We start from the raw sequence: 12462 nt of genomic DNA, 5'->3' as shown, positions 1-12462 counted from the left end.
CGACAACTCATCGATTCTTTTAATAATGGCGTCAGTCAATGTCATGTATTCGTTTGTATCAATCTTTTTACTCATATGAATATTATATGTATTCAGACTGAAAAAATCGCGCGGAAATAAAGTCTATAAATCAAGACTTAAATACCGTAATAATTATTGACAAAATATTATGGGATATGGTAATATAATAATGCCCGAGATCTGTGTGCAAGTGCATCCAGTTTTAATATTATTCTATTCCCCATTTTCAAAATTACATTTTTTTTCAAAGCCGTATCTAACGGAACAAATCGCCGGCTCGGGGGGCAGATCGACCTATTGCAAATTTGCGGTAGGTCGATTTTTTTTATAAAATTAAGCCGTCCCTCTTATAGGGACGGCTATTTTGCAATGGGTATGCACAAAATCTTAGGCATTCAATCGGGTAGCGTTTCCAGTTAAATGGAATAATTTTTAGCAAAAATTGTGGGGAGTAGATTGGGGAGAGGATTTTTAACAATATTAAAATCAACGACGTTCTTTCAAGTTTTTTTTAATGATTTTATAAGATTTTATAGTCGTTTATTAAATTTTTTCAGTTCGGACAAAATTGCCGAAAAAGCCTTCGAGATGGTTCAAGTCCTGTCACTCGCACCAGAAAAAACGGGTATTGTGAATACCCGTTTTTTTGTATGTGATTTTCATGAGCATTTGTAGAACTTATCCTTTTTATGAAAGATTTGTCAGATATTTTTTCGGCGAAACGCCGTAATAATTTTTGAAACAGCGGTAAAAGGTTTGCCAGGAACGGAAACCGCAATCGAAGGCAGTACCGATGATGTCGGCGTTTTTGTCCGCCTGCATTCTGGCAATAAAGCGATGGATGCGAAGGCGGGAAAGGTATTCGTTGAGGCTGAATTTGAAAAATTTATTAAACATACGCGAGAAATAATATTTGCTGTAACCGAACTTTTGCGCGAGATAATCCAAATCGACGTCTTCATGATAATTTTCTTCGAGGAAGTTGAGGATGTTTTTCATCAGGCTCACGTCCGCGTCGGCAAATTCTTCCAAATCGCAGGATTCGAGTATCAGGCCTAAAATCACGTTCACGTAACCGCGCTGTAATATGAGCGGCAGTTCCTGCGACTGGAATTCGCGCATGAACGAATAGATTTTGCGATAAGTTTCCGGATCGGTGATATAGGGCGTAGCGAGATGTTTTTTTCCTTTCATTTTAATATAATCGTTTAAAAACTCGCTCGGAATGATAATAATCATGACGGGGCGTTCGCTCGAATAAAAGGAGTGCACGTCGTAACAGTCAGCCACGCAGATTTCGCCAGGCTGCAAGATTTTTTCCTTGCTGTTTACGAGGGTATATACTTCGTCGTCGAGGGCGCAGAGAATCTCCACCGCTTGATGCCAGTGCGGTTCGCAGCGCGTGGGACTGTTCTGAAATTCCACGTAGCCGATGGATTCGCGGACGGATTCGTAATAAGAATTCATGAAACACCGATTGCGCAATTTTTGAGAGAAATATGACTAATAATATATAGATATTCCATAAATTACGCGTTATAATTGAAATAATCTTGAAACTATTATAATACAAAAATTCAGGCGTTTCAAGTGTTTGACGAATTATGAAAAAATTAAATTTGGCGATCGTCGGTTACGGCGGCATGGGCTCTTATCACGGCAACAACTATCTGCGCGAAAACGCTAAGTTTGAAATCAGCGGGATCTTCGATATCGACGCGTCGCGCTACGCGGCGGCGCGTGAAAACGGCATCGAAAATTACGATCGTTTTCATAGTAAAGAAGAAATTGCCGCGGATGCGTCTACGGACGCAGTTTTGATTGCGACTCCCAACGATTCTCATCTCGAATATGTGACATTTTTTGCGCAGGCAGGAAAGCATATCATCTGCGAAAAGCCCGTGGCGCTTTCGAGCGCCGAATATGCGCAGATGCTCGAAGTATGCGATAAAAATAAAGTCGTTCTGATGGTGCATCAGAACCGACGCTGGGATCCCGACTTTCTGACGGTCAAAAAAATGTATGACAAAAACGCACTTGGAAAGTTTTGCCGCATCGAATCGCGCGTGCAGGGTGCGAACGGCATTCCCGGAGACTGGCGCAAATTCGAAGAAAAAGGGGGCGGCATGATGCTCGACTGGGGCGTGCATCTCATCGATCAGATGGTGTATATGCTCCCCGAACTTCCCGAAAGCGTCTATTGCCGATACTTTTATGGCGCGGGCTTTGAAGTGGACGACGGTTTTCGCCTGGAAATGAACTATAATGGCGGGCTGAGTGTGGAGATCGCGGTGGACACCAATTGTTTTATTCCCTTGCCGAGATGGACGGTTTACGGCGCGGACGGCACGGCGGTCATCGAAGATTGGGCTTTGAACGGCGGCATAGTCAAACCCGTCTATTCCAAAGATATCAAGATCGCGGGCATTCAGGCCGGCAACGGTTTTACAAAGACGATGGCGTACCGTACTGCGGAATCCGTCGTAAAGAGCGAACTGGATAAAGTGAGCCCTGAACCTAACGCATTCTATAACGAGTTTTACGACGTCGTCGTAGATCATAAAGAGCCGTTGATCCGATCTTCGGAAGTGATGAATGTCATGAAAATCATGGAGGCGGCTAAGCGTTCTGCGAAAGAAAATCAAGTGATAACTATAGCGAGGCATTAAATGAAAATTACGGTATTTTCCGAATACGGCGAAGGATTTCGCACAAACGAAGAAATTCTGAAACAGCATCCGCGCGGTCTGCACGAAACTTTGCGTGAATTATTCGAAGGCGAAGGATTCGAAACGAAAGCGGTGTATCAGGACGATCACGAAGACGGCGGCAGGCTCACGGATGAAATTCTGCAGGAAACGGACGTGCTTGTCTGGTGGGGGCATTGTATGCATGAAGCCGTGAGCGACGCGCTCGTGGATAAGATCGCCGCGCGCGTTCTGGGCGGCATGGGCTGCATATTCCTGCATTCCGCGCATATGGCGAAACCCTTCCGTAAATTGATGGGAACGAGTTGTACTTTGCGCTGGCGTGAGATAAACGAGCGTGAGCGGCTTTGGGTGACGGCTCCCTATCATCCGATCGCGGCAGGGCTGCCCGATCGGATCGAAATCGCGCACGAAGAAATGTACGGCGAGTATTTCGATATTCCCAAGCCCGACGAAGTCGTCTTTACGGGTTGGTTTCAGGGCGGAGAAGTATTCCGCAGCGGCGTAACGTATATGCGCGGAAAAGGAAAAATATTTTATTTCCAGCCCGGGCACGAGAGCAACGAATCCTACCATAACGAGTGGGTACGCAAAATTCTCGTCAACGCAGTACGCTGGGCGGCTCCTTCGGAACCGGTGGGCGAACCCAGGTGCTGTTTCTTTGTCGGAGATCCTCCGGAAAAAATCAAATAAGGGGACGTATTATGCAATTTGGAGTACAACTTTATTCCCTGCGGGAATTGATCGGACAAAAGGGCCTTAAAGAGGCTCTGCGCCTCGTTTCTGCGGCGGGTTTTTCGGGCGTGGAATTCGCGGGTTTTTACGGATACGGCGCGGAGCAGTTGCAAGAACTTTTAGAGCGCTACCATCTGAAAGCAATATCCGCGCACGTGGGAGCACAGGAGATGGAGGCGGCGATCCCGATTTTGAAAAAACTCGGCGTCGGCTGCGCGATCATTCCGTTTATTCCTTTCAATATAGGAACGTCGTTCGAGGAAGGATTGCAGGCATGCAGAAGTTCAGAAGCGCTGTTGCGGGAAAACGGCATGATACTCGGATATCACAACCATGCGCACGAGTTTAACGGCGGAACGGATATTTTAAAACGTCTGGCGGAAAATATCCCCGCCTTGAAACTGGAACTGGACGTGTTCTGGCTGGCGGTCGCGGGCATCCGCGCGACCGATTATATAAAAGAACAGCGCGAACGGCTCATTTATTTACATATCAAGGAATTGGGCGAGAATGCGGAAAGCATCAATCCCGTTGTGGGAGAGGGGCGCGCGGATATCGAAAACGTTTTGAAACTCGGCAGGGAAATGAACGTGGGATGGTCGATCCTGGAAGTAGAAAAAGTCGGCGTTCCCGTCGAAGAATATCTTGCACGCAGTTATGAATTTATGAAAAAATATCAATAATCGAGGAGAAAATCATGGAAAAAATCAAAATCGGAATCATCGGTTGCGGCGGGATCGCCAACGGCAAACATATGCCTTCGTATAAAAATCTGGCGGACGAAGCGGAAATGGTCGCTTTCTGCGATATTATAGAAGAGCGCGCACAGAAAGCAAACGTAGAATATGCCGCGGGAAAGGGCAAGGTTTTCACGGATTATAAAAAACTCTTACAAGAGGATCTGGACGCGGTGTGCGTGTGTACGCCCAATGTTTCGCACAGCGAGATCACCGTTGCGGCGCTCAATGCAGGTAAACACGTCATCTGCGAAAAACCGATGGCGATCAATTACGAGGAGGCGAAAGCCATGCTCGACGCCAAGGCGAAGAGCGGTAAAATCCTGACCATCGGCTATCAGAACCGCTATCGCCCCGAAGTAAAATATCTCAAAGAAGAAGCGGAAAAGGGTACGTTCGGCGAGATATATTTCGCGCGCGCCAAGGCGGTCCGCCGCCGCGCCGTTCCGACCTGGGGCGTATTTCTGGACGAAGAAAAGCAAGGGGGCGGGCCGCTCATCGACATCGGCACGCATTCTCTCGATCTGACGCTGTATGTCATGAATAACTACCGCCCCAAATACGCCGTGGGTACGGTGTATCATAAACTGAACGATCAGACGCGCACCGCGAACGCCTGGGGCGACTGGGATCCCGAAAAGTTCACCGTGGAGGACAGCGCGTTCGGTTTTGTCGTCATGGAGAACGGCGCGACCATTTCCATTGATTCGAGTTGGGCGCTCAACTATGCGGATGCGGGCGAGGCGCAGACGCTTATCTGCGGCACCAAGGCGGGCGCGGATATGCCCAACGATCAGAAATTGCGCATCAACGGCGTCAACAACGGAAGGCAGTATATTACCGTCCCCGATTTTGCCGCGGGCGGCGTCGACTTCTTTTCCGGCTCGGGCGGCATCGGCGATCCCGCTACGATCGAAGCGAAAACCTTTCTGGATGCGATCCGCGGCAAGGGCGAACTCGTGGTTTTGCCCGAACAGGCGATCGTCGTCACGCGCATACTCGATGCGATTTATCAATCTGCCAAGACCGGCAAACCCGTATATTTTGACTGAGGTAATACAATGAAACTTGCTGTTTTTTCTCCCGTATTCGGGAACCGCAGCCTGGAAGAGGCTCTCCGATATCTGTCCGCCAAGGGCGTGGACGGACTGGAACTCGGCGCTGGCGGCTATCCCGGCAAAGCGCACGCGGATATTTTGGAACTGAAAAGCGATCCCCGCAAAATAGCGGAACTGAAAGCGCTTTTCGACAAATACAATTTGGAGATCTGCGCGCTTTCCGTACACGGAAACGGCGTGCACCCTCAAAAGGCGATCGCGAAGATCGCCACCGAGGAATTGGAAGCCGCCATTGAAGTCGCACCCAAACTCGGCGTGAAAAAAATCGTCACTTTTTCGGGCTGCCCGGGCGACGGAAAAGGCGATATGCCCAACTGGGTAACGTGCGCATGGCCCAACGAATACCGCGACGTTTTGGAGTATCAATGGAACGAAGTGCTCATTCCGTATTGGAAGAAGTACGCGCAGCGCGCCAAAGATAACGGCGTGCAGATATGCTTTGAAATGCACCCGGGGTTCTGCGTGTACAATCCCGAAACGCTTTTAAAACTGCGCGCGGCTGCGGGCGATGCGCTCGGCGCTAATCTCGATCCTTCGCATTTGCTGTGGCAGGGTATCGATATCGTGTCCGCGATCCGTTATCTCGGCAAAGCGCTCTTCTATTTTCACGCAAAAGATACGGCGCTCGATCGGGAAAACGTGGCGCGCAACGGCGTTCTCGATTCCAAACCTTACGAGAACGAAGCCGAGCGCTCGTGGATCTTCCGCACGGTGGGCTACGGTTCGGATGAAAAGTTCTGGAAAGACGTGATCTCCGCACTCCGTATCGCAGGATACGACGATTATCTGTCCATCGAGCACGAGGACAGTTTGATGACGCAGACGGAAGGGCTGGATAAAGCCATTGAATTTATGCAGAGAGTCATGATCCGCGAGCCGCGCACGAACGGCTTATGGTGGGTATAATAAAGGAGCGGCAATTTTTATTGCCGCTCCTTTATTTTTTACGGAATTCCCGCGGGCTCATGCCGCAGTACTTTTTAAAAGTTTTGGAAAAATAATTATAGTCGGGAATCCCGCACTGTTCCGCGATCTTATTGACGGGCAGTTCGGTTTCCCGAAGCAGCGCGCAGGCTCGGTTGAGCCTGCGGTTTTTTACGAAATCGGCTACGGATGAATTGAAATATTCCTTGAAAATCGAATACATTTCCGATCGGGATATCCGAAAGCGGGAACAAAGCGCCTGTACGGACAGATCGTCCGCAAGATGCTCGTTGATATATGCGCCGATCGTGGCGTCGATCTTGCTTTCCGCCGCGCTGATCAGGTTTTTGAGATATTCGTATCCCGCGCAGGCATCGAGGATATGGATGGCGGAATTGATCTTGTCCATGCCCGCGGAGGGAAGTCGGTTGAAATTTTCTCGCAGTTCTTCTCGTCTTTGTTCGGGAAAGCGCATGGCTATGGTGGAAAAATCGGCGTGTTCGCTCGCTTTGATCTGCCCGATCACGATATAACCGATGATATTGTCGTTGTACAGAATGGGCGAAAAACATTCCAGCAGTCCGGCGTGGCACGTATAGACGTGGCGCCTGTGCGTCTTTTTGCACGCCGCAAATGCAAGGCGGTCGCATTCTTTGCATCGCGCGTCCATGACCTCGTCCGCGCGCAGACAGCGGCAGAAATCCGTGAGTTTTTCGGGATAATAGCAAAGTTCGTTTTCCGCATTGTCGTAAATACATATTTTGATTTTTGTCAGGTTATAAAAGTCGTGCAGGAGTTCCTGCATTTTTTGCAGATCGTACGGTTGCATATTAGTATTCCTTAATACAAAATTACCATATTTATAAACAAATAATACTATACCGCATGAAAAAAATCAAGTAAAATAAGGCCGAGGTGAAAATATGAATTATTTGAGTCTGGACGTGGGGACGACTTGCTGCAAATGCCAATTGTTTTCCGACAAAGGGGAAATTCTCGAATATAAAATTACGGAATATCCGCTCAAACAAGCGGAGGGCGAATTATACGTAGATATTGCCGCGATCCGCGGACGGGTATTTTCCATGATCTCGGAAGTCGCGGCAAAACGCGAAGTTTCTTCCGTCTGTATTTCCACGTTCGGGGAATCGTTCGTGCTCCTAGATAAAAACGATGAAATTTTATTCGATCCCATGCTATATACCGACGCGCGCGGCGCGGAACAGGCGGAGATGATCTCGGAAAAATTTACGAACGAATATTTGTTTCAGAATCTCGGTTCGCTGCCGCAGAGCCTGTTTTCCGTCAGTAAACTTTTGTGGCTGAAACAAAACCGACCCGAAATTTTCGCGCGGGCAGACAAAGCGATGCTTATCTGCGATTATCTGGGGTATCTTTTGACGGGCGAGCGTGCGATCGACTATGCTCTCGCCTCCCGCACGGGTGCGTTCCATATCGGAAAACTGACCTTTGACGAAGACTTTTTAAACGAACTCGGCGTGCCCGTTTCTCTGTTTTCCACACCCATGCCGACGGGCAGTATCGTCGGCATGATCAAAAAAAGCGTCGCGAAAGATCTGGGGCTTTCGGAACACTGTATGCTCGTGCTCGGCTCGCACGACCAGATTTGCGCCGCATTGGGGGCGGGCGTCGTAAAAGAGGGCGATGCGGTAGACGGAATGGGCACGGTCGAATGTATCACCACCGTCTTTTCGAAAAAACCTTCGGACTGTACGATGGGCGAGCAGGGGTATCCCTGCGTCCCGTATGCGGTAAAGGGATTGTACTGCACGTATATGTTCAACTATTCGAACGGTTCGCTCGTTTCCTGGTTCAAGGACGAGTTGCTGCACGGGTATCGCGGGAACGAAGAAAACTTTTTTTCCTATATCGAAAAGGATATGAAACGCGCGCCTACGGGCATTCTTACGCTCCCGTATTTCGGCGGCGCGGCGACGCCGTATCAGAATATCCATGCAAAGGGCGCGATTCTGAACCTCACGTTGCGGGCGACCGACCGCGACGTATATCGCTCGGTCATGGAAGGCACAGCGATGGAAATGCGACTGAATCTCGAAACCGCGTCTGCTTACGGGATAAAAGTTACGGGCGCGACGGCAACGGGCGGCGGCGCCAATTCCGGATTGTGGCTGCAAGCGAAAGCGGATATCGAAAACATTCCTTTCCGAACGCTGCGTTCGAGCGAAGGGGGGCTGTGCGGCTGCGCGATGCTGCAATCGGTGGCGATGGGGCAGTTTGCAGATCTTGAAGAGGCGGCAAAACTGTTCGTGCAGTATCGGGAAGAATTTTTTCCCGATGCGGACTTGCACGCCGCGTACGAGGAACAATATTCGAAATATAAAAAACTATATCAGACGTTAAAGGAGTTTTATTAAAATGAAATTTGCATTGTTTTTCGGAAACCGCGGATTTATGCCCGCGGAACTCATTGCAGGCGCGCGCGCCGACATGATGCGCGCCGTTGCCGATGCGGGACACGAATCGCTGGTGATGGATGCGGGCGCTACCCGCTACGGCGCGGTGGAAACGCGAGAAGAAGGCCGACTCTATCACGACTGGCTGAAAAGCCATGAGGGCGAATACGACGGCGTCATTCTCTGTATGCCGATCTTTATCGACGAGAACGGCGCGGTGACCGCCTTGCAGGACGCGGGCGTTCCCATTCTCATGCAGGCGTATCCCGACGAGATCGGCAAAATGGATTTCAAACAGCGCCGCGACGCGTTTTGCGGTAAATTTTCCGTGACCGACGTTTTCTATCAGTATAAAATACCGTTTACGGTCATGAAACCGCACGTAGTGCATCCGCTCTCCGCCGCTTTCCGCCGCAATCTCGATGATTTTGCCGCGATATGCCGCGTGGTCAAGGGCATGAAACGCTTTAATCTCGGCTGTATCGGCGCGCGTACGACGGCGTTCAAGACAGTGCGTTTCGACGAGGTCGCCTTGCAGCGCTACGGCATCAACGTGGAAAGTTTCGACCTTTCCGAACTCGTTTTTAAAGTGCAGAAAAAGAGCGACGACGATTGCGCCGTTCTTAAAAAGATCGAGCGGTTGGAAGCCTACACCGATTTTTCGCGCGTGCCCGAAAACAACAAAAAGACGCTCGCGAAAATTTCCGTCGTCATCGACGAGTATATCGAAGAATACAAACTGGACGCTATATCCCTGCGCTGCTGGAATGAAATGGAAACCATTCTGCGCGTGTGTCCCTGCGTTTTGCTTTCCGAACTCAACGACCGCGGCATAGTCGCCTCGTGTGAGATCGACCTGTGCTCGGCGATCACCATGCGCGCCATGGCTTTGGCGTCGGAAAGGCCGACCGCTTGCCTCGACTGGAACAACAACTACGGCGAAGAGGAAAACAAGGTGATCCTGTTCCATTGCGGGCCCGTAGCGCAGTCGTTGATGGCGGGCAAAGGCGTCGTGACCGAACATAAAATGTTTGCCAAAGGCGACCCGGGCAGCGGCTGGGGTTCCAACGAGGGGCGTATCGCCGCGTTCGACATGACTTTTTCCAACTGCTTTACCGAAAACGGCAAACTGAAAGTCTATGCGAGCGAAGCAAAATTTACGGGCGAACCCATCGAATCTGCCTTTTTCGGGTGCGGCGGCGTGGCGGAGATCCCCGATTTGCAGAATAAACTTCTGCGGCTTGCCAAGGGCGGATTCAAGCACCATACCACGGTGGGCGTCGGACATATGAAAAAAGTGCTCGAAGAGGCGTTTACGACCTACCTCGGGTATGAACTCGTGGACATCGAGAGGTAACATTATGTTAGTCGGATTGAAAGAAATTTTAAAGGAAGGAAACGCGCGCGGCATAGCGGTCGGCGCGTTCAATACCCCCAATCTCGAATGCCTGCTCGCCGTTCTTGACAGCGCGGAAAAACTGGACGTGCCCGTCATCGTGTCACACGCCCAGATTCATGAGAACGTCGCGCCCCTCGAAAGGATAGGTCGCGTCATGCTCTCGCTTGCAAAGGCAAGTTCGGTAAACGTGTGCGTGCACCTCGACCACGGCGAAGATTTCGAATACTGCAAGCGCGCCATTGATTTGGGGTTTACCTCGGTCATGATCGATCGTTCCGCGCTTTCTTATGAAGAGAATATCCGCGGCACGCGCGAGGTGACGGATTACGCGCACGCGCACGGCGCGGACGTCGAGGCGGAATTGGGACGCCTTCCCAACCGTGAGGGCGGAAACGGCGGCGGCAGTGCGCTCTATACCGATCCCGCGCTCGTGCCCGATTTCATCGCCCGTACGGATATCGACGCGCTCGCCATCGCTTTCGGTACGGCGCACGGAATTTATGCGACCAAACCCGTACTCAATATGGACGTAATATCCGAGGTCGCAAAGCGCACGGATACGCCGCTCGTCATGCACGGCGGCAGCGGCATCAGCGATGAACAGTACCGCGAAGTCATCGCCCGCGGCATTTCCAAGATCAACTACTATACCTATATGTCGTATGCGGGCTACGCGGCTGCAAAGGCGCAGGCCGAGGAAAAAGAAACGGGTTTCTACCACGATCTGGCCCTTCGCGCACAGAATGCCATGGCGGCAAACGCCGAACGTACGCTCCGTGTATTCAGCGGCCGGGAGGCGTAGGGTGGACGCGAAAATTTCAAATTTTCAGCAAGTCGCGTCCTTGCGCCGATATACCTTGACCGAGGGCGGAGCGAACGGTCTTCGCGTGCTCGATTGCGACAACGGCAAAATTCGGTTTCTGCTCAACGAGAGCAAGGCTTTGGACATAATGCAGTTATACTGCGAGGGAAAAAATATTTCTTTTGTGTCCAAAAACGGGTTTAAAGCCGAACACGGCGATTTTTTGCAGCGGTTCGAGGGCGGCATGGTCTATACCTGCGGTTTGGACAGCGTAGGCGCGCGCGAGGGATTTCCTCTGCACGGAACCTTGCACGGCCGCGCTGCAAAGATCACGCGCGCGGAATGTTCAAATAGGGGCATCTTTGTCGAAGGCGAGATTTCCGACACCGCGCTGTTCGGAAAAAATCTGCTCTTGAAACGCAGAATTTATTCAGATATCGGTTCCGATACGGTCACTTTGAAAGATACGCTCGTCAATCTCGGATTCCGCGAAGAGGATTATTGCCTTTTGTATCATGTGAACGTGGGCTATCCCATGCTGGACGAGGGCGCCGAGATCAGAGCGGAGATCGAAGAGGCAATTCCACGCACGGCATGGGCAAAAGAACGTGCCGCGCAAAGGAGTATCATTACCGCGCCCGTGCCCGAAGAGGAGGAGACCTGTTATTTTTTGCGGCTGAAAGAGCCTTGCGTTTCTCTGGAAAACAAGAAAATTCAAAAGCGTTTCAGCCTCGCGTATTCTGGCGATATGCTTCCCGAATTCGTGCAGTGGAAGAGCATGGCGAGCGGAGATTACGCGCTCGGACTCGAACCGTGCACGACGAAATTGGACGACGGTTTTCACTACTCGAAAATCGCTCCGAACGAAGAAATATCCTTTCGCCTCCGTTTGAGCGTAACGCCGCTCGATTAAATTTACGCTGTTTTTGATAAGTCGCTTGCAATGCGCCGAAAGATATGGTAAACTGAACGCAAAGGAGTGACGAATGAAAGACAAACAAGAAGAATTTTTAAACATTTACGACGCCTGTATCCATCGCGAAGGCGCCGCGGCATTGCGGGAATATCTTTTCAAATCGGATTTTTTCCGTGCGCCCGCAAGTACGCGCTATCACTGCGCCTACGAGGGCGGACTGTGCGAACACAGCGTCAATACATATAAGAGGCTGTTGTTTGCCGTGCAGAACGAATACGGCGAAATCTGGGAGGAACGCGTACCGCACGAATCTATTGCCGTCTGCGGTTTGCTGCACGATCTTTGCAAGATCGATTTTTACAAACAGGATTTCCGCAACGTCAAAGAAAACGGCGAATGGGTGCGCAGGCCCTATTATGCTAGGGAAGAACTTTTTCCTTTCGGCCACGGTGAAAAGTCCGTTTATATCATCAGCAGTTTCATGCGCCTGACGCGCGAAGAGGCGATGGCGATCAACTGGCACATGGGCGGATTCGATACCCGTGTCAAGGGCTGGGATCCTTCCATCAGCGAGGCGTACGATAAATATCCTCTCGCCGTGCTCATGCACGTTTCCGATCTGGAAGCGACATATATCGACGAAAAACGCGGCGTATAAAAAAGGACG

At 50.6% G+C, this 12462-nt stretch carries 12 protein-coding genes; 10 read left to right on the top strand and 2 right to left on the bottom strand.

Annotated elements, in window-relative coordinates:
- Positions 1–708: 708 nt before the first annotated feature.
- Positions 709–1488, bottom strand: coding sequence for an AraC family transcriptional regulator (locus ESZ91_RS11485; protein ID WP_129227428.1), 780 nt, complete (start codon positions 1486–1488; stop codon positions 709–711).
- Between the two features lie 137 nt (positions 1489–1625).
- On the opposite strand from ESZ91_RS11485, the gene ESZ91_RS11480 reads away from it, so the two are divergent.
- The 5 genes from ESZ91_RS11480 to ESZ91_RS11460 are packed head-to-tail and all read left to right on the top strand — an operon-like array spanning position 1626 to position 6225.
- Positions 1626–2690, top strand: a complete 1065-nt coding sequence (locus ESZ91_RS11480; protein WP_129227426.1) for a Gfo/Idh/MocA family protein — start codon at positions 1626–1628, stop codon at positions 2688–2690.
- Positions 2691–3422, top strand: coding sequence for a ThuA domain-containing protein (locus ESZ91_RS11475; RefSeq protein WP_129227424.1), 732 nt, complete (start codon positions 2691–2693; stop codon positions 3420–3422). It abuts the gene before it with no gap.
- Positions 3423–3433: 11 nt separating this feature from the next.
- Entirely contained in the window at positions 3434–4147 is a 714-nt protein-coding gene (locus tag ESZ91_RS11470; RefSeq protein ID WP_129227422.1) for a sugar phosphate isomerase/epimerase family protein, read from the top strand.
- A gap of 14 nt (positions 4148–4161) precedes the next feature.
- Positions 4162–5253 (top strand): Gfo/Idh/MocA family protein, encoded by a 1092-nt coding sequence (locus ESZ91_RS11465; RefSeq protein WP_129227420.1) that lies wholly within the window; start codon positions 4162–4164, stop codon positions 5251–5253.
- A 9-nt stretch (positions 5254–5262) separates the two neighbouring features.
- Positions 5263–6225, top strand: coding sequence for a sugar phosphate isomerase/epimerase family protein (locus tag ESZ91_RS11460; protein WP_129227418.1), 963 nt, complete (start codon positions 5263–5265; stop codon positions 6223–6225).
- Positions 6226–6256: 31 nt separating this feature from the next.
- Here ESZ91_RS11460 and ESZ91_RS11455 read toward each other — a convergent pair whose 3' ends face one another.
- A complete protein-coding gene (locus ESZ91_RS11455) occupies positions 6257–7072 on the bottom strand; it encodes a PocR ligand-binding domain-containing protein (protein WP_129227416.1) in 816 nt (271 codons plus the stop codon).
- A gap of 94 nt (positions 7073–7166) precedes the next feature.
- Here ESZ91_RS11455 and ESZ91_RS11450 point away from each other — a divergent pair, with 94 nt between their 5' ends.
- From ESZ91_RS11450 to ESZ91_RS11430, 5 genes are all read left to right on the top strand, one after another.
- Complete coding sequence (locus ESZ91_RS11450) at positions 7167–8639, top strand: FGGY-family carbohydrate kinase (protein ID WP_129227414.1); 1473 nt, start codon at positions 7167–7169, stop codon at positions 8637–8639.
- A gap of 1 nt (position 8640) precedes the next feature.
- The gene (locus tag ESZ91_RS11445) at positions 8641–10035 is read left to right on the top strand and encodes an L-fucose/L-arabinose isomerase family protein (RefSeq protein WP_129227412.1); all 1395 of its coding nucleotides are present in this window, start codon (positions 8641–8643) and stop codon (positions 10033–10035) included.
- A gap of 4 nt (positions 10036–10039) precedes the next feature.
- The gene (locus ESZ91_RS11440) at positions 10040–10879 is read left to right on the top strand and encodes a class II fructose-bisphosphate aldolase (protein WP_129227410.1); all 840 of its coding nucleotides are present in this window, start codon (positions 10040–10042) and stop codon (positions 10877–10879) included.
- A 1-nt stretch (position 10880) separates the two neighbouring features.
- Entirely contained in the window at positions 10881–11792 is a 912-nt protein-coding gene (locus ESZ91_RS11435; protein ID WP_161971165.1) for an aldose 1-epimerase family protein, read from the top strand.
- A 73-nt stretch (positions 11793–11865) separates the two neighbouring features.
- Positions 11866–12453 carry a hydrolase gene (locus ESZ91_RS11430; RefSeq protein ID WP_129227406.1) on the top strand — a complete coding sequence of 196 codons (588 nt, stop codon included), beginning with the start codon at positions 11866–11868 and terminating at the stop codon, positions 12451–12453.
- Positions 12454–12462 lie beyond the last annotated feature (9 nt).

It is taken from the genome of Candidatus Borkfalkia ceftriaxoniphila (assembly GCF_004134775.1).
Classification (GTDB): domain Bacteria; phylum Bacillota; class Clostridia; order Christensenellales; family Borkfalkiaceae; genus Borkfalkia; species Borkfalkia ceftriaxoniphila.
Note: the sequence above shows the minus strand (reverse complement) of the source record. Positions and strands in the feature narration are given on the sequence as shown.

Coding starts and splice junctions, on each gene's coding strand:
- ESZ91_RS11470 (WP_129227422.1), top strand. CDS start 3,434: ATGCAATTTGGAGTACAACTTTATTCCCTGCGGGAATTGATCGGACAA.
- ESZ91_RS11450 (WP_129227414.1), top strand. CDS start 7,167: ATGAATTATTTGAGTCTGGACGTGGGGACGACTTGCTGCAAATGCCAA.
- ESZ91_RS11455 (WP_129227416.1), bottom strand. CDS start 7,072: ATGCAACCGTACGATCTGCAAAAAATGCAGGAACTCCTGCACGACTTT.
- ESZ91_RS11440 (WP_129227410.1), top strand. CDS start 10,040: ATGTTAGTCGGATTGAAAGAAATTTTAAAGGAAGGAAACGCGCGCGGC.
- ESZ91_RS11430 (WP_129227406.1), top strand. CDS start 11,866: ATGAAAGACAAACAAGAAGAATTTTTAAACATTTACGACGCCTGTATC.
- ESZ91_RS11475 (WP_129227424.1), top strand. CDS start 2,691: ATGAAAATTACGGTATTTTCCGAATACGGCGAAGGATTTCGCACAAAC.
- ESZ91_RS11480 (WP_129227426.1), top strand. CDS start 1,626: ATGAAAAAATTAAATTTGGCGATCGTCGGTTACGGCGGCATGGGCTCT.
- ESZ91_RS11465 (WP_129227420.1), top strand. CDS start 4,162: ATGGAAAAAATCAAAATCGGAATCATCGGTTGCGGCGGGATCGCCAAC.
- ESZ91_RS11460 (WP_129227418.1), top strand. CDS start 5,263: ATGAAACTTGCTGTTTTTTCTCCCGTATTCGGGAACCGCAGCCTGGAA.
- ESZ91_RS11485 (WP_129227428.1), bottom strand. CDS start 1,488: ATGAATTCTTATTACGAATCCGTCCGCGAATCCATCGGCTACGTGGAA.
- ESZ91_RS11445 (WP_129227412.1), top strand. CDS start 8,641: ATGAAATTTGCATTGTTTTTCGGAAACCGCGGATTTATGCCCGCGGAA.